We start from the raw sequence: 17,996 nt of genomic DNA on the forward strand, positions 1-17,996 counted from the left end.
ACACATGTAAAACATTCAATATTTTAACCGCACTTTATTTTATTATGACTACATTTACGCATATCAATTCTCAAGGTGAAGCCAATATGGTGGATGTTTCTGCAAAGGCAGAGACCGTTCGTGAAGCTCGAGCTGAAGCCATTGTGACCATGTCAAAAGAAACTCTTTCCATGATCGTGGAAGGCAAACATCACAAAGGCGATGTATTTGCTACAGCACGTATTGCAGGTATTCAAGCAGCAAAACGTACTTGGGAACTTATCCCGCTTTGCCATCCATTGTTACTTTCTAAAGTAGAAGTGAATTTAGAACCGTTACTTGAAACAAACCAAGTTCGTATTCAATCTCTTTGTAAATTAACCGGAAAAACAGGTGTAGAAATGGAAGCATTAACGGCAGCAAGCGTAGCAGCCTTAACCATTTACGATATGTGTAAAGCCGTACAAAAAGACATGGTAATTGAGCACGTTCGCCTGTTAGAAAAGAGCGGTGGAAAATCCGGTCATTTTATTGCGGAGGAAAAATAAGATGTTAAATGTTTTATTTTTTGCTCAAACTCGAGAATTAATTGGGGAAGATTCTATTCAGCTTGAAGGCGATTTTGCGACAGCAGAAGCGGTGCGTGAACATCTCGCTCAAAAAGGTGATAGATGGGCGTTAGCGTTAGAAAAAGGGAAGCTTTTAGTCGCTATCAATCAAACCTTGATGCCATTAGAAAGTGCGGTCAAAAATGGGGATGAAATTGCATTTTTCCCACCTGTAACAGGGGGCTAAATGACGGATATTCAAATTTCAGTACAAGAACAGCCTTTCGATCAAAATGTTGTTTACCAATGGCTTTCTGAGCAACATTCAGTTGGCGCAACGGTTATTTTCGTGGGTAAAGTTCGCGATCTTAATTTAGGTGATGAAGTGTCCAGCTTATACTTAGAACATTATCCCGCCATGACAGAAAAAGCCTTACGTGAAATTGTAGAACAAGCGAAAGCCCGTTGGAATATTCAGCGAGTGTCTGTAATTCATCGTGTGGGACTTTTACATACTGGCGATGAAATTGTTTTAGTTGGTATAAGTTCCGCTCACCGAGGTGATGCTTATCACGCCAATGAATTTATTATGGACTTCTTAAAATCAAAAGCTCCGTTTTGGAAAAAAGAACAAACCAATCAAGGCGAACGTTGGATTGAAGCAAGAGAGAGCGATAAAAAAGCGTTAAGTAAGTGGTAATTCAATATAAAAAATATGGTCATTTTATGGCCATTTTTTCTTTCTGTAAAAAAAAAAACATAACCGTATTTTGGTATGTGATGGGATAATTTATGAATTTTTTATCTTTCAATAAGAAAGATTATTTTATTGAATGATGTGTAAAATAATGTAAATCCAGTATTCATTGTAATAAATATTGTATTATACTTGTACAGTATTGTTCAGGGTTCTTTGTATTTGAATATAACCATATACAATAGGAAATTAATTATGAATCATGTTTTTAAAATTATCTGGAATATAGTAAACCAATGCTGGATTGCTGTTTCAGAACTAAGCAAATCTGTGGGTAAATCATCTCAAACAGACAAACTTAAAGCATTAAATGTAATTATTGGAGCTGCGGTTTTAGCGGGTGTAAGCACAACCGCAATGGCTGAAACCAATGTGGTATTAAATAATGACGGAAATATTGTTGGTGGTACTGATGTTAGTGCAGTTGCCGGAGTTGGTACCACAGGTGATTCTGTTGTTTTAGGCAAAAAAGCAAAATCAGAAGAAACAGAGAGCATTGTAATTGGTAATAACGTGACAAATAAAGCACGTTGGTCAATAACATTAGGAAATAATGCAACAAGTCAATCAGGGTATGGTGTTACTCTTGGTGATCGCGCATCAACAGGTAAAGGCGGAAACGCAATTGCTATCGGTTTAATGGCAAAAACCTCTAATGAGAAAGTTGGTGGAAATAGTCAGACTGCAGTAGGGGTGGCATCTTATGCAGATGGTGAAGCTGCTTCAGCCTTTGGTTCATATGCCAATGCAACAGGCAGTCTAGCAACTGCAATTGGTCGAGGCACTAAAGCTACAGCACTAAGTGCTTCTGCTTTTGGTGATAGCGCATCAGCCTCTGCATGGGGCGCAACTGCATTAGGCGTTGGCGCATCTGCTAGAGCGAATAATTCTATTGCAGTTGGTTCTCAAGCAGTAACAGAAGGGCAAGAATCAACAGCATTAGGACGTCGTTCTTATGCTGGAGCTCAAAGTGCAACAGCTTTAGGTACAGGTGCAAACGCTAGTGCAATCGTTTCGACTGCTGTAGGTAATGGGGCTAAAGCGAGTGCTTTAGGAGCTTCATCATTAGGTAACGGTGCAGATGCTAGCGGTAGAGGTTCAATGGCTTTAGGTTATGCATCTAAAGCTTCAGGTGTGGATGCATTGTCATCTGGCTCTAATGCTAATGCTTCATCAATGAATGCCGTTGCGGTTGGTAAAGATAGTAATTCCTCTGCTGTTAATGCTATTGCTCTTGGTACATCTAGTAACGTCTCTTCGGTTAGTGCTGTTGTGATTGGTACTCAAGCAAAAGGTACGCATGAAAACTCTGTGACATTAGGTTCTTATTCAAGTAGTGCAGCCAATGATTTTAATCAGACGGCAAAAACTTTATCTTATTTTGGTGATAAGAGCAGCGTGACAGTTAACTACAATGGTACTTCTTCAACTCAAAAAGGTGCAGTATCTGTTGGTGATGGAAAACTTGTTCGCCAGATCCAAAATGTGGGTGCAGGTCGAATTACTGATAAATCAACCGACGCAGTAAATGGTAGCCAGTTGTATCAAGCCTATTACAATGCAGGCTTTAATATTCAAAACAATAAAACTGACACATCACGTATTAATACCAATGGCAAAGTAAATTTTGTGAATGGTAAGAATACCGAAGTGGTTGTTACAGACGGTGATAATGCAGCTAATATCACAGTGAATTTAAAAGATGATATTGAAGTTACTAGTGTTAAAGCTAATAATCTCACCGTAGGACCTGTTACGATTAATAAAGATGGTATTAATGCAGGTGATAAAAAAATCACTCATGTATCAAATGGTACAATTTCAGCAGATAGTCAAGATGCTGTGAATGGTAGCCAATTATATGCAGCGAAGAACGAGCTTAATACCAATATTACTAAAGCCGCTGCAGCAGCTAAAACAGAAGTAAAAGCTGGAACAAATGTAGAGGTTACTTCTGAAACTGGTGCGAATAATCAAACGATTTACACCGTTAATGCAAAAGACACTTCAGCTTCTGTTGAAGCAGCTTCTGATGCTGTTACAGTAACAGTTGGTGAAAAAACAGAAGTTAAAAATGGTATTTCTGTTACCACAGTAACCAATTACAAAGTAGATCTTTCACAAAAAACCAAAGATGAAATCAAAAATGCAGGTGGTCGAGGATTTAACGTGACTGCAAGTGCATCTGAAGGTACTGTTGTAAATGAAGTGGCAGAAGAAACAGTTCAATCTACAGCAACAAAAATGGATAAATTGACACTTGATGCGGGTAAAAATATTAAATTAACTCACAAAAAAGGAAAAGTGTTAAGCGTTGCAGTATCTGACACACCGACATTCAAAAATGTAACTACAACAGGTGACGTTAACGTTGGTGGTACTATCCATGCACATGGTGGATTAGATATGCACAATAATCGTATTGTAAATGTGGCTGATCCGAAAGACCCAACTGATGCAGTAAATAAACGTTATGTTGATAATGCTGTGAAAAACATTAATAACAACATCAATCGTTTAGACAACAAAATTGATCACGTTGATCGTAAATTACGAGCAGGTATTGCAGGTGCGACAGCGATTTCTTTCTTACAACGTCCAAATGAAGCGGGTAAAAGCTTAGTTTCTGTTGGTGTTGGTGGTTATCGCAATGAAAATGCAATCGCAGTTGGTTATGGCCGAAATTCTGATAACAACAAAATTTCGATTAAAGTTGGTGCAAGTATCAATTCCCGCAGTGATGTAAACTGGGGTGGTAGCATCGGTTACCAATGGTAATTGTTTGATAAAAAGGCAGAGTAAAATCTGCCTTTTTTTATTATATTGAGATGAAAAAAAGTGCGGTCAAATTTAACCGCACTTTTTTGCTTTTATTGATTAAAGCACTTTTACAATGCTTTCACATAAATAACGAATATTGTCCTCAGTGATACCTGCTACATTGATACGACCAGAACGAACAGCATAAATCGCAAATTCTTCTTTTAAGCGATCAACTTGTTCAGGTGATAAGCCGCTGAAAGAGAACATACCATTTTGTTCCATGATAAAGCTGAAATCTTGTTCTGCACCATATTCTTTTAATAACTGAACGAATAAATGACGCATTTTTTTGATACGTTCACGCATTTCAGTCAATTCATTTTCCCATTCTTGACGAAGTTGTGGATCATTTAACACCGTTGCTACGGTTGCACCACCATGAGACGCAGGGTTAGAGTAGAGAGTGCGAATAATTGATTTCACCTGTGTTAATGCAGTTGAAGCAATTTCTGCATTTTCAGCGACAAGCGTAAAGGCACCTACACGCTCATTGTATAAACCAAAGTTTTTAGAGAATGAACTCGCCACTAATAATTCTTTATGATTTGCTGCAAATGCACGTAAACCGTAAGCATCTTGGTCTAAGCCATTGGCTAAACCTTGATAAGCAAAGTCAAAGAGTGGTAACCAGCCGTTTTTCGCTGAAAGCGCGGCTAATTCTTGCCATTGTTCAGGGGTTGGGTCAATACCGGTTGGGTTGTGGCAGCAACCGTGTAAAAGCACCACATCACCTTCGCTTGCTTGGCTTAAATCTTCAAGTAAATGTTCCCAGTCAAGGGCTTTGCGTTCAGCATCATAATAACGATATTCACGAATCGTCATGCCCACTGCATTGAAAATTGCATTGTGGTTTGGCCATGTAGGTGTACTAATCCATACATTTTGTGCTTTGGTTTGACGTTTAATGAATTCTGCCGCAATGCGTAATGCACCTGTGCCACCTAAACTTTGCGCAGTTCTTGCACGGTTTGCTTTAATGACTTCTGAATCTTTACCGAAAAGGAGCTCTTTTGTGCGTTCGTTATAATCGGCAATACCATCGATAGTCAGATAGTTTTTAGTCTTTTCGTTATCAAATAAGCGTTTTTCGGCTTCTTTTACCGCGCGCATAATCGGTGTTGTACCTTGTGCATCTTTATAAACGCCAATACCTAAATTGATTTTATTTTTACGCGTTTCAGATTTGAATGCTTCGCCTAAGCCTAAGATAGGATCGGCCGGAGCCGCTTTGATATGTTCAAACATAGCTTTTCCTTATGTATGTGTTGTGAGATAAGTAATTTTATACTTCAGCCGATAGATTTTATCAAGAAGAACCTGATAAAAATTAACCGCACTTTGATGTTTTTAGATATTCATCAAAAAGTGCGGTTGTTTTTTTCGATTATTTTAATTTCTCAATCGCCCAATTTAAACCAGATTGATAGTCTTCAGGGAGTTCGTGACGAAGTTTTTCAAGCTGTTGAATAATGACTGTTTTATCCGGATGCGTAATATTGATATGACCTAACTTTCTACCCGGACGAACTTCCTTACCATACCAATGTAATTGGGAGAAAGGCGTGTTTAACCATTGTGGATTATGTTCTGTACCAATTAAATTGACCATGACACTTGGTGCAATAGGCTGCAATGATGGAGTGGGTAAATCTAACAAGGCTCGTAAATGTAATTCAAATTGACTAATAGCACAGCCTAATTGTGTCCAATGTCCACTGTTATGTACACGAGGGGCAAGTTCATTAATTAATAATTTATCACCCACCACAAAGCATTCCATCGCCATTACCCCCACATATTCAAGCTTGTCCATGATTTTTCCGAGCATAGACTCCGCCTGAATTTGTTGGTTTTGTTGTTGAGGGAATGAAACATCTGTCACACTGTAACGTAAAATGCCATTTTGCTGCAGGTTATGCGTTACAGGATAGAAACGTTTTTCACCATTTTTAAATCTTGCGCCTACAATAGACACTTCGTAATCAAAAGGAATGAATTTTTCTGCAATCACTTCACCAAATAAGTCATCAGTGATATCTGCTTTTTTTTCATCGCTGATAATCCATTGACCTCGTCCATCATATCCTCCTGTTCTACGTTTGACGACGACTTTCTCGCCAATAGTTTGGAAAATATCATTCCATTGCGTTTTATCTTTTAATAAACACCAAGGCGAGGTAGAAAGATTAAGTTCATCCAGTAAAGATTTTTGGGTAAAACGATCAGCCAATAAGCCAAAAACATTCTGATTAACGAAATTTTTATGATGACCTAATAATTCAGTTAACGGTGTTTTTTCCCAACGTTCAATTTCCGCGGTAATGATGGCATCTTTAGGTAAATCAAATACAGGCGCATTGAACTCAAGTGGCTGTACATGAATATCTAATGGGGCACCAGCATAACGTAACATTCTGCCGAGTTGACCATTACCAAGTACATAAACGGTAGGATATAGGGTAGAGTTTTGCATAAAATTTCTCATCAAATCTAGCTAAAAAAACAACCGCACTTTAAAAAGTGCGGTCAAAATGAAAGGTGTTTTATTTACGTGGATCAGGATTATCCAATACCACATTAGTTTGATTTTCGCGGAATGCTTGTAGGCGAGCGAATAACGCATTATCCCAACCGGCAAGAATTTGTGCGGCGAGTAATCCTGCATTAGCAGCACCAGCAGGGCCAATTGCTAACGTACCAACAGGAATGCCTTTAGGCATTTGTACGATAGAATAAAGGCTATCAACACCGCTTAACATAGAGCTTTTAACAGGGACACCCAATACGGGCACAAGCGTTTTGGCCGCAATCATACCAGGTAAATGTGCTGCACCACCTGCACCTGCAATAATCACTTTGTAACCGTTTTTTTGTGCATTTTCGGCAAATTCAAACAGTTTGTCGGGGGTTCGATGTGCGGAAACGACTTCAACATGATATGCCACATTGAGTTCATCTAAAATTTGAGTTGCTTCTTGCATGGTTGCCCAATCGCTTTTAGAGCCCATAACAATAGCAATTTGTGCGGTATTTGACATATTTTTAAAAAATTATCTGATAAAAAACGATGCGTAGAATAGCACATTTACTCACTTTTAAGCAAACGTTTGCTATGCGGTAAAGACTGAAAATTACATTGCAAGTTTTGTCATAAAATTTTATCCTAATAGGAGTTTTTTTCTTAGAAATAGAGCAGATTATGTTAGCTAAAGCGAAATATAGAAAAGATTACAAACAACCTGATTTTACAGTTACGGATATTTTCCTTGATTTTCAATTAGATCCTAATCATACCGTTGTCACTGCAAAAACAACCTTCCAACGTTTAAACGACGAAGCAACACACCTACGATTAGATGGTCATGGTTTCCAATTTGCTTCCATCAAATTTAATGGCGAAGATTTTAAACATTATCATCAAGACCATGAAAGTTTAACGTTAGATTTAACCAATCAAAGTGCGGCCAATTTTGAACTTGAAATTGTGACGAATCTAGAGCCTGCACAAAACACCTCTTTACAAGGGCTTTATCAATCAGGTGAAGGCATTTGTACTCAATGTGAAGCAGAAGGCTTCCGTCAAATTACTTATATGCTTGATCGCCCTGATGTATTAGCGCGTTATACAACCAAAATTACCGCAGATAAAACTAAATATCCTTACTTGCTTTCTAATGGTAACCGCATTGCAAGTGGCGAGTTAGAGGATGGTCGTCATTGGGTTGAATGGAATGACCCATTCCCGAAACCAAGCTATTTATTCGCTTTAGTGGCTGGTGATTTTGATTTATTACAAGATACCTTTACGACAAAAAGTGGTCATGAAGTAGCTTTAGAGCTTTATGTTGACCGTGGCAATCTTGATCGTGCCTCTTGGGCAATGGAAAGTCTGAAAAAAGCGATGAAATGGGATGAAGACCGTTTCAATTTAGAATATGACTTAGATATTTACATGATTGTTGCTGTGGACTTCTTCAATATGGGCGCCATGGAAAATAAAGGGTTGAATATCTTTAACTCTAAATTTGTGTTGGCCAATCCACAAACGGCAACCGATGATGATTACCTCGCCATTGAAAGCGTGATTGCGCATGAATACTTCCACAACTGGACCGGAAACCGTGTAACTTGTCGTGATTGGTTCCAGCTAAGTTTGAAAGAAGGTTTAACAGTTTTCCGTGATCAAGAATTTTCATCTGATACTGGTTCTCGTGCAGTCAATCGTATTAATAACGTGAAATTCTTACGTACGGTACAATTTGCCGAAGATGCAAGCCCAATGTCACACCCAATTCGCCCTGAAAAAGTCATTGAAATGAATAACTTCTATACCGTGACTGTATATGAAAAAGGGGCAGAAGTGATTCGTATGTTGCATACCTTATTAGGTGAACAAGGTTTCCAAAAAGGAATGCAACTTTATATTGCAGAAAATGACGGTAAAGCAGCAACTTGTGAAGATTTTGTTTCTGCAATGGAGCGTGCGAATGATGTTGATTTAGCACAATTCCGTCGTTGGTATAGCCAATCAGGTACGCCAGAATTATTGATTAGCGATGCCTATGACGAACAAACTCATACTTATCGTTTAACCGTTTCGCAATCTACGCCACCAACAGCTGACCAAATGGAAAAAGTAAACTTACATATTCCATTAAAAATTGCGCTTTATGATGCTAAAGGCACCAAACAAATGTTACAGCATAACGGTGAATTGTTAAGTGATGTGTTAAATGTAACAGAAAAAGACCAAGTGTTTGAGTTCCACGGCATTTATGGTCGCCCAATTCCTGCATTATTATGTGATTTCTCTGCGCCGGTGAAACTCGATTATGATTACACTACAGAGCAATTATTGGGTTTACTTAAATTTGCAGATAATCAATTTGCTCGTTGGGATGCAGCACAAATGCTGTTTACTCAAGAGTTGCGTCGTAATGTGGCGCATTTCCAACAAGGTGAAGCTTTTGACATTTCGCCTGATGTTTTAACCGCACTTGCGTATGTATTGGAAAATTACGAACAAGATATCGAATTAGCCACATTAATTCTGACTTTGCCAAAAGACATTGAGTTTGCAGAAAGCTTTAAAACGATTGATCCAGATGGTATTGCAACCACAAGAGAATTTATGTTGGTGCAAATTGCAGAATACTTGAAAGAAGATTTATTGCGTATTTATACCCATATTCGTCTTGAAGATTATCGAGTGGCGCAAGAAGATATTGCCTTACGAGCAATGCGTAATCTTTGTTTAAGTTATTTGGCTTACACCAATCTTGGTAATAATGTAGTCCAAAAACATTACAATAATGCCAATAATATGACAGATACGCTGGCGGCATTAAATATGGCAACCAAAGCCGCATTACCTTGTCGTGATACCTTGTTAGCGGATTTCGAACAAAAATGGCAACATGATGGTTTAGTCATGGATAAATGGTTTGCTTTACAAGCAACTCGCCCGGATGAAAACGTATTGGAAATTGTACAAGCATTAATGGATCACCCAAGCTTTAACTTCAACAATCCAAACCGTTTACGTTCATTAGTTGGGAGCTTTGCAAATCACAACTTAAAAGCATTCCATCATATCAGTGGTTCAGGCTATCGTTTCTTAACAGATGTTTTAATTCGTTTAAATGAAAGCAATCCACAAGTGGCTGCGCGTTTAATTGAGCCATTAATTCGTTTCTCTCGTTTTGATGCGCAACGTCAAACGTTAATGAAACGTGCTTTAGAACGATTGAGTGCAGTTGAAGAGCTCTCGAAAGATTTATTCGAGAAGATTGAAAAAGCCTTGCAATAATTGCTATAAATTTATTTTATATGCAAGGGATATCTAGAAGATATCCCGTATTTTTTTCAAATTTGTTAACTATATCAATCTTTTCTTTTATTCACTTTGATAAAATAGAAAACGGCATTTTGCCGTATTAGTTAATAAGGATTTTATATGAAAACATACAAAACATCAGTGCTGGTCAGTATGATGCTTGGCATTTTTTCAACAACAGCATTTTCTGCCACTGTACCTGCTGGTACGTCACTTTCTGACACTCAAGTCTTCCGTCAAAACACACATAGTGATCCTGGTTCTCTTGATCCCCAATTGGTACAAGAAAATACCGCTGCCCAAATTGTGATTGATTTATTTGAAGGGTTAATTTGGTTGGATGAAAATGGTCAAGTGCAGCCTGCACAAGCAGAAAAATGGACAGTCTCTGACGATGGGAAAATTTATACCTTTTCATTGCGTGATGCAAAATGGTCGGACGGTACACCAGTAACTGCTCGAGATTTTGTGCTAGGTTGGCAACGTGCAGTTGATCCTAAATTTGGTAGCCCTAATGCCAATTATTTAACAAAGGCACATATTTTAAATGCAGAAGAAGTGATGCAAGGTAAAATGCCATTAAATGAATTAGGCATTAAAGCACTTAATGATAAACAAGTTGAAGTTACTCTTACCCAAGCTACACCTTATTTCTTGCAATTACTTGCGTACCCTACGACATTCCCTGTACCACATCATAAATTGGCTCAATTTGGTGATAAATGGGCGACAGCTCAAAATATAGTAAGCAATGGAGCCTATCAATTAAAGCAATGGACGATTAATGAGAAAATTACAGCGGAACGTAATCCACTTTATTGGAATGATAAAAATACGCTCATTAATAGTTCTGAATATCTATTTCAAGAAAGTTTAGCTTCTGCATATCAACGATACCAAGCTAAAGAATTGGATTTAACTTGGGTACCAGTAGAACAGATTCCACATATTCAAAAACACACACCGGATGCACTGATTGTCGTGCCTCGATTAACCACGGAATTCTATACATTCAACGTGGCTAAACCTCCATTTGATAATGAAAAAGTACGCAAGGCGTTATATCTTACCTTAGATAGATCATTGATTGCCGAGCATATTATTGGTTTGCGCAAACCAGCAGCAACATTGACACCACCAGAAGTTGATGGTTTTAATGCGCCAAATATTGCTGAATTAAATCAGCCATTAACAGAAAGAATAGCGCAGGCTAAAAAATTATTAAATGAAGCGGGGTATAGTGAAAAAAAACCGCTTCAATTTGAAATTTTTTATAATAAGTATGCAACTCATGAAAAAGTGGCGTTGGCGCTCGCTTCTGAATGGAAGAAACAATTAGGTGCAGATGTAAAATTACGTACGATGGAATGGAAAACCTACTTGGGTGAACGCAATGTCGGTAATTTCCAATTATCCCGTATGTCTATTGATGCTGAATACAATGAACCGTCTGCATTTCTCAATTCTTTGCTTTCTACATCACCAGAAAATGTGGGGCAGTGGAAGAACAAAAAATTTGATCAAGTCATGAAAGATGCGCAAAGTACTTTAAATGACAAAACTCGTGCTGATTTATATCAACAAGCCGAGCAGCTTATTGCGGAGCAAGCACCTTTAATACCGATTTTCTATTCACCGTTGATCAAAGTAATTAATCCAGCAGTAGGTGGGTTCCCAATGCATAATCCACAGGATTATGTTTATACTAAGGAGCTTTATATTCGTAAGTAGTGTTATCTAAGCACCTTTCGTTGCATATACATTGCTTTCATTTTAAAATGCTATGCAACGAAATTTTCAGCTAAAGTGCGGTTAATTTTGACCGCACTTTCCATTTACAGTGAACTATCCTGAGAGATAAACGAGTATGTATTCTTTGATCCGTAAAGCCATCTTTTCCCTTGATCCTGAAACCGCCCATGATTTAGTGATTAAATCATTGCACGTAGCGGGTAAATCACCTTGTCAATTTTTATTGAAGCAGCTTTTGGCTTATCCACAAGGTACGCCTAAGCAAGTAATGGGCATTACGTTTAAAAATCCTGTTGGGTTAGCGGCGGGCGCAGATAAAAATGCCGAAGCGATTGATGGATTTGGTGTAATGGGATTTGGTTTTATTGAAGTCGGCACGGTTACGCCTTTGGCACAAGAGGGAAATACGAAACCTCGTCAATTCCGTTTAGTGGAAGCGGAGGGGATTATTAATCGTAATGGATTCAATAATTATGGCATTGATTATGTGGTCGAGAATGTTAAAAAGACAAAATTTGATGGTGTAATTGGGATTAATATTGGCAAAAATAAAGTCACGCCACTTGAAAAGGGGAAAGATGATTACTTATTTTGCTTAAATAAAGCCTATAACTATGCTGATTATATTACGGTAAATATTTCGTCACCAAACACACCGGATTTACGCCAATTACAGTATGGTGATTACTTTGATGATTTACTGCAAAGTGTAAAACAACGCCAAAAAGTATTAGCTGAGCAATATAACAAATATGTACCGATAGCAGTAAAAATTGCACCTGATTTATCCGAGGCTGAGCTCGTTCAAATTGCAGATACGTTACTTCGTCATCAGATGGACGGGGTAATTGCGACTAACACGACGATTTCACGAGACAACGTCACTGGTTTGAAAAATGCGGAACAACAAGGCGGTTTAAGTGGAAAACCGTTACAGCAGAAAAGTACAGAAATTATTCGAAGATTGCATCAAGAGCTGAGAGGGCAAATTCCGATTATTGGGAGTGGTGGCATTGATGGTGTACAAAATGCACAAGAGAAGATTAAAGCAGGTGCTGAATTGTTACAAGTTTATTCGGGTTTGATTTATCACGGTCCAAGCTTAGTTAAAGAATTAGTGAAAGCGATTAAATAAATGACCAAAAAATATGATTTACATTGCCATAGTACAGCTTCAGATGGTGTTTTAACGCCTACGGAGCTTGTGCAACGTGCTCATGAACAAGGTGTCAATGTGCTTGCTTTATGTGATCACGACACCGTGATGGGCATTGATGAAGCCAAAATTGAAGCAGATAAATTAGGTATTGAGCTAATTAATGGCGTGGAAATTTCAACGAATTGGGAAGGTTGTGGTATCCATATTGTTGGATTAAATTTTGATAAAACACATCCTAAAATGACTGCACTTTTAGCCGAACAAAAATCACAGAGAGAAAAAAGAGCGGTTGAAATTGGCCATAAATTAGAAAAAGCAGGCGTTCCAAATGCCTATGAAGGCGCAAAAGCATTAGCAAACGGGGAAGTGACTCGTGCGCATTATGCGCGTTATTTGGTACAAATCGGCAAGGTTTCAAATGATGGGCAAGCCTTTAAGCGTTATCTTGGTGGTGGAAAATCGTGTTTTGTCAAAGCTGAATGGGTAGATATTCCAACAGCGATTGATACAATTCATGCGGCAGGTGGCGTTGCCGTCATTGCTCATCCTATGCGTTATAACATGACAGGAAAATGGATTCGTCGATTAATTGTTGATTTCAAACAATGGGGTGGTGATGGCATGGAAGTCGCAGATAGTGGACAGACCAAAGATCAACGTCAATATCTTGCGCGTTTAGCCAATGAATATGACTTAGCCGCTTCATTAGGGTCAGACTTTCATTTTCCTTGCGGATGGATTGAATTAGGAAAGAATTTATTTTTACCTGAAGAGGTAAAACCGATTTGGACATTATTTGAATAATAAAGGGCGGTCAATCCGCCCTTGTTTTTATATTTGACTGTTCTCACACAAACCGAGACTCGCTAGAAATTCAATAAATGCGCGAACTTTAGCCGGTAAATGACGACGGTTTGGGTAAACCACATAAATATCTAAAGGTTTTTGTTTATATTCAGACAAAATTTCAACTAATTCACCTGAAGCAAGCGCTTCTTTTACAAAGAAACCTGGTGAATTGCTGATGCCCAAGCCTGCTTTTGTCATTTCTAACAATGCCATACCATTATTAGAAACCACTTTAGATTGAATTTTATAACGTTGAATTTGATTGGCTTTTGTTGATTGCCAATGCACTTGATTTAACGATGATTTATAAAGTAAACCTTGATGATATTCTAAATCGTCAGGTGTAAGCGGTGTGTCTCGTGCTTCTAAATAACTTGGCGAAGCAACAAAATGCATAGGGGAGCTGCTAATTTTACGAGCAACAAGTGAGCTGTCTTGCATATAGCCAATTCGTAATGCTAAGTCATAGCCCTCAGCAACGAGATCGACACGTTTATCTTCAAATTCAATTTCTACGTGTAAATTGGGATGAAGCTCAATAAATTTAGGTAAGTTAGGCGAGATATAAAGCAAGCCAAAATCACGCGGCACAGAGATTAATAAATTACCTTGTAAGCTTGTTGCCATATTACTAATGCTAGAATCAGCCTCGCTTAAATCTAATAAAATGGCTTGGCAACGTTGGTAATAAAGCATGCCGGCTTCAGTTGGCACAATTTTTCGCGTTGTACGTTGTAATAATCGAGTTTTTAAATGTTCTTCTAATTGTGAAACTAATTTACTCGCCATCGCCACAGAAATATTCTGTTGGTTTGCGGCTTGTGTAAAACTTTGCGTTTCGATCACTTTACAGAAAACCGAAATTGCATTGAGTTTATCCATTTATAAATCCTTTTTGAAAAAAAGCTTGATTTTATCGGCGTAAGTTTGCAGTATATCGCCAATCTTAAAGAATTCTAGTTATATTTTAGGTAAGCAAATGAGCAAATCTTTAGTGATTGTGGAATCGCCAGCCAAAGCGAAAACCATCAATAAATATTTAGGTAGCCAGTATGTGGTGAAATCCAGCGTAGGGCATATTTGTGATTTGCCTACTGCAGGGAGTAGCACAGGTGAGAAAGCTAAACCGATTTCCACAAAAGGATTAAGTGCGGAAGAAAAAAACAAAATTAAAGCAGAAAAAGACCGCACAGCCTTAGTGAAACGTATGGGAATTGATCCTTATCATGATTGGAAAGCCAATTACCAAATTCTACCAGGCAAAGAAAAAGTGGTAGCCGAATTAAAATCTCTCGCTAAAAAATCCGATCATGTTTATCTCGCAACCGACTTGGATAGAGAAGGAGAGGCTATCGCGTGGCATTTACGTGAAGTGATCGGTGGCGATGATAGTCGTTTTAGCCGCGTTGTGTTTAATGAGATTACGAAGAAAGCAATTGAAAAAGCGTTCCAGCATCCAGCTCACATTAATATGGATCAGGTTAATGCTCAACAAACTCGTCGTTTCTTGGACCGCGTAGTAGGCTTTATGGTGTCGCCATTACTATGGAAGAAAGTGGCACGTGGGTTATCTGCCGGACGTGTGCAATCTGTTGCCGTGAAATTGGTGGTAGAGCGTGAACGCGAAATCAAAGCATTCCAACCAGAAGAGTTTTGGGAAATTGAAGCGCTAACCCAAACGAGCAAGAAAGAAGGCTTGCGTTTGGATGTGGTGCAATATAAAGGCAAGAAATTTGAGCCGAAAAATGAAAAAGAAGCGCAAAGTGCGGTCAATTTCTTAAATAAATCACATTACGTTGTCACAGATTTAGAAACAAAACCAACAGGTTCTAAACCAAGAGCCCCATTTATTACTTCAACCTTACAACAAACTGCAAGCACGCGTTTAGGTTTTGGGGTGAAGAAAACCATGATGTTGGCACAACGTTTATATGAAGCCGGTTACATTACTTATATGCGTACTGACTCTACCAACTTGAGCCAAGATGCGTTAAATATGGCACGCTCTTATATCGAAAGCCATTTCGGTAAAGATTATTTGCCAGCTAAACCGAATTTCTACTCGAGTAAAGAAAACGCTCAAGAAGCGCACGAAGCGATTCGTCCCTCTGATGTAAAAACGCTCGCAGATCATTTAAGTGGCATGGATAAAGATGCTGTGCGCTTGTATGATTTAATCTGGCGTCAATTTGTAGCCTGCCAAATGCCGGCTGCACAATATGACAGCACAACGGTTACCGTAATGGCAGGCGATTATGAATTGAAAGCTAAAGGCCGTATTTTACGTTTTGATGGTTGGACAAAAGTGTTGCCACAAGTAGGTAAAAATCCAGAAGACCAAATTTTACCGGCTGTGAGTTTGAATGAAACATTGGCACTAAAAACGGTTTCGCCAAGCCAACACTTCACTAAACCGCCCGCTCGTTTTACCGAAGCTGCATTGGTTAAAGAATTGGAGAAACGTGGTATTGGTCGTCCTTCTACTTATGCGGCAATTATTTCTACTATTCAAGAACGTGGTTATGTACGCATTGAAAATCGCCGTTTCTATGCCGAAAAAATGGGCGAAATTGTTACTGATCGCTTAAATCAATCTTTTACTGATTTGATGAGCTACGATTTCACCGCCAACATGGAAAACGTACTAGACCAAATTGCATCTGGTGAGAAAAATTGGAAAGAGGAGTTAAATCAATTCTTCAAAGATTTTTCTACCCAACTTTCTAAGGCTGAATTAGACGAGTTAGAAGGTGGAATGAAGCCAAATAGCCTTGTACTCACAGATATTGATTGTCCGACTTGTAGCCGTAAAATGGCGATTCGCACAGCAAGTACCGGTGTATTCCTTGGTTGTTCTGGTTATGCGTTACCACCGAAAGAGCGTTGTAAAACGACGATTAATCTCATTCTAGAAGCAGAATTACTCAATGTATTGGATGAGGCTTCTGAGACCAAAGCCTTAATGGATCGTAAACGTTGTCCGAAATGTGGCACGGCGATGGATAGCTATATCATTGACCCACATCGTAAATTACATATTTGTGGTAACAATCCTAATTGTGATGGTTATTTGGTTGAACAAGGCCAATTCAAAATTAAAGGCTATGATGGTCCGATTGTAGAATGTGATAAATGCGGTGCAGATATGCACTTGAAACTCGGTCGTTTTGGGAAATATATGGGCTGTACCAATTGTGATAACACCCGTAAGATTTTGAAAAACGGCGAGGTTGCACCACCAAAAGAAGAGCCAGTTCATTTCCCTGAATTGAAATGTGAAAAATCTGATGCATATTTTGTATTACGAGATGGTGCAAGTGGTGTGTTCATGTCAGCACATAACTTCCCGAAATCACGTGAAACTCGACCAGCAAAAGTGGCTGAATTAGCGCTTTATCGTGATCGTTTACCAGAAAAATTACGTTATTTAGCCGATGCGCCACAAAAAGACCCTGAGGGTAATGAAGCCATTATCCGCTTTAGCCGTAAAGAAAAACATCAATACGTGACTTCTGAAAAGAATGGCAAAGCCACAAAATGGATTGTGGATTATATTGATGGAAAATGGGTAGAACGGAAAAAGTAGGATGAACATCACGGTTTATTGCGGTGCCAGTTTAGGTAATGATTCTGCCCATCAGGCTGCCGCAAAAAAATTAGGAAAATGGATTGCTGATGGTCAACATACTTTAGTCTATGGTGGCGGAAAATTGGGATTAATGGGCGTGGTTGCAGATACTGTACTTGCTCATCAAGGCAAGGTAATTGGCATTATTCCTCAGTTTTTACAAGACAGAGAAGTTGCACATCCTAATTTGACCAAGACCGTGGTTGTTGAAAGCATGTCTGAGCGAAAAAATAAAATGGTTGAGCTTGGCGATGCTTATATTGCTTTGCCTGGCGGACCTGGCACTTTAGAAGAAATTGCTGAAGTGATTTCTTGGGCGCGAATTGGAAAAAATAATAATCCTTGTATTCTGTTTAATGAAAAGGGGTATTTTGATTCACTAAAGTCCTTTTTTAGCCATATGGTGAAAGAAGGCTTCTTTACTCAAGGTGATTTTGAGAAGATTTTATTCTCGAATAATCTTCAAGAAATCGAAACCTTTATTGAACATTACCAACCTCCAGCGTTAAGAACATATTAAAAAAGTGATCTGCCCCCAAAAAGTTGGACAGGTAGTTAACTTAAATATTGAGCTCGGTATTGCACTGGGCTCAATCCTTTGAAAGCTAGTTTAATTCGTTTTTGGTTGTAATACACTAAATATTCTTCAATGTCAGCCTGTAATT

At 38.6% G+C, this 17,996-nt stretch carries 15 protein-coding genes; 10 read left to right on the top strand and 5 right to left on the bottom strand.

The genetic code is table 11. From position 1 onward, the window contains the following. Window positions 1-44 precede the first annotated feature (44 nt). The 4 genes from moaC to DPV95_RS09875 all read left to right on the top strand — a co-directional run bounded on the left by moaC (window position 45) and on the right by DPV95_RS09875 (window position 4,062). Complete coding sequence (moaC, locus tag DPV95_RS09860; protein WP_009499888.1) at window positions 45-527, top strand: cyclic pyranopterin monophosphate synthase MoaC; 483 nt, start codon at window positions 45-47, stop codon at window positions 525-527. A 1-nt stretch (window position 528) separates the two neighbouring features. After that, window positions 529-774, top strand: a complete 246-nt coding sequence (gene moaD / locus DPV95_RS09865) for a molybdopterin synthase sulfur carrier subunit (protein ID WP_005625813.1) — start codon at window positions 529-531, stop codon at window positions 772-774. Continuing rightward, entirely contained in the window at window positions 775-1,227 is a 453-nt protein-coding gene (gene moaE, locus DPV95_RS09870; protein WP_049366592.1) for a molybdopterin synthase catalytic subunit MoaE, read from the top strand. Window positions 1,228-1,479: 252 nt separating this feature from the next. Next, window positions 1,480-4,062 (top strand): YadA-like family protein, encoded by a 2,583-nt coding sequence (locus tag DPV95_RS09875; RefSeq protein ID WP_049366591.1) that lies wholly within the window; start codon window positions 1,480-1,482, stop codon window positions 4,060-4,062. A 99-nt stretch (window positions 4,063-4,161) separates the two neighbouring features. Here the strand turns inward: DPV95_RS09875 and DPV95_RS09880 are convergent, their stop codons facing one another. The 3 genes from DPV95_RS09880 to purE form a co-directional block, all read right to left on the bottom strand. Continuing rightward, the gene (locus DPV95_RS09880) at window positions 4,162-5,352 is read right to left on the bottom strand and encodes an amino acid aminotransferase (RefSeq protein ID WP_049366590.1); all 1,191 of its coding nucleotides are present in this window, start codon (window positions 5,350-5,352) and stop codon (window positions 4,162-4,164) included. Between the two features lie 139 nt (window positions 5,353-5,491). Next, on the bottom strand, window positions 5,492-6,580 hold the full coding sequence (gene purK / locus DPV95_RS09890; RefSeq protein WP_049366589.1) for a 5-(carboxyamino)imidazole ribonucleotide synthase: 1,089 nt from the start codon (window positions 6,578-6,580) through the stop codon (window positions 5,492-5,494). A gap of 70 nt (window positions 6,581-6,650) precedes the next feature. Next, a complete protein-coding gene (purE, locus tag DPV95_RS09895; protein WP_049366588.1) occupies window positions 6,651-7,145 on the bottom strand; it encodes a 5-(carboxyamino)imidazole ribonucleotide mutase in 495 nt (164 codons plus the stop codon). Between the two features lie 161 nt (window positions 7,146-7,306). On the opposite strand from purE, the gene pepN reads away from it, so the two are divergent. From pepN to rnm, 4 genes are all read left to right on the top strand, one after another. Then, window positions 7,307-9,916: an aminopeptidase N gene (gene pepN, locus DPV95_RS09900; protein ID WP_049366587.1), complete on the top strand. Its 2,610-nt coding sequence runs from the start codon at window positions 7,307-7,309 to the stop codon at window positions 9,914-9,916. A gap of 147 nt (window positions 9,917-10,063) precedes the next feature. Then, window positions 10,064-11,674: an ABC transporter substrate-binding protein gene (locus DPV95_RS09905; protein WP_049366586.1), complete on the top strand. Its 1,611-nt coding sequence runs from the start codon at window positions 10,064-10,066 to the stop codon at window positions 11,672-11,674. A 136-nt stretch (window positions 11,675-11,810) separates the two neighbouring features. Continuing rightward, window positions 11,811-12,830, top strand: coding sequence for a quinone-dependent dihydroorotate dehydrogenase (pyrD, locus tag DPV95_RS09910; RefSeq protein WP_111407020.1), 1,020 nt, complete (start codon window positions 11,811-11,813; stop codon window positions 12,828-12,830). Further along, the gene (rnm, locus tag DPV95_RS09915) at window positions 12,831-13,658 is read left to right on the top strand and encodes an RNase RNM (RefSeq protein ID WP_111407021.1); all 828 of its coding nucleotides are present in this window, start codon (window positions 12,831-12,833) and stop codon (window positions 13,656-13,658) included. 27 nt (window positions 13,659-13,685) lie between these two features. Here rnm and DPV95_RS09920 read toward each other — a convergent pair whose 3' ends face one another. Then, the gene (locus DPV95_RS09920) at window positions 13,686-14,585 is read right to left on the bottom strand and encodes a LysR family transcriptional regulator (protein WP_111407022.1); all 900 of its coding nucleotides are present in this window, start codon (window positions 14,583-14,585) and stop codon (window positions 13,686-13,688) included. Between the two features lie 97 nt (window positions 14,586-14,682). On the opposite strand from DPV95_RS09920, the gene topA reads away from it, so the two are divergent. Both topA and DPV95_RS09930 read left to right on the top strand, forming a co-directional pair. Continuing rightward, window positions 14,683-17,289 carry a type I DNA topoisomerase gene (gene topA / locus DPV95_RS09925; RefSeq protein ID WP_111407023.1) on the top strand — a complete coding sequence of 869 codons (2,607 nt, stop codon included), beginning with the start codon at window positions 14,683-14,685 and terminating at the stop codon, window positions 17,287-17,289. Window position 17,290: 1 nt separating this feature from the next. Next, window positions 17,291-17,851 (top strand): LOG family protein, encoded by a 561-nt coding sequence (locus DPV95_RS09930; protein WP_111407024.1) that lies wholly within the window; start codon window positions 17,291-17,293, stop codon window positions 17,849-17,851. A 35-nt stretch (window positions 17,852-17,886) separates the two neighbouring features. On the opposite strand, the gene DPV95_RS09935 is transcribed toward DPV95_RS09930, so the two are convergent. Next, a partial coding sequence (locus DPV95_RS09935; RefSeq protein WP_133253133.1) for an IS3 family transposase occupies window positions 17,887-17,996 on the bottom strand: 110 nt, incomplete at its 5' end.

It is taken from the genome of Haemophilus parainfluenzae (assembly GCF_003252755.1).
GTDB classification, from domain to species: Bacteria; Pseudomonadota; Gammaproteobacteria; order Enterobacterales; family Pasteurellaceae; genus Haemophilus_D; species Haemophilus_D parainfluenzae_N.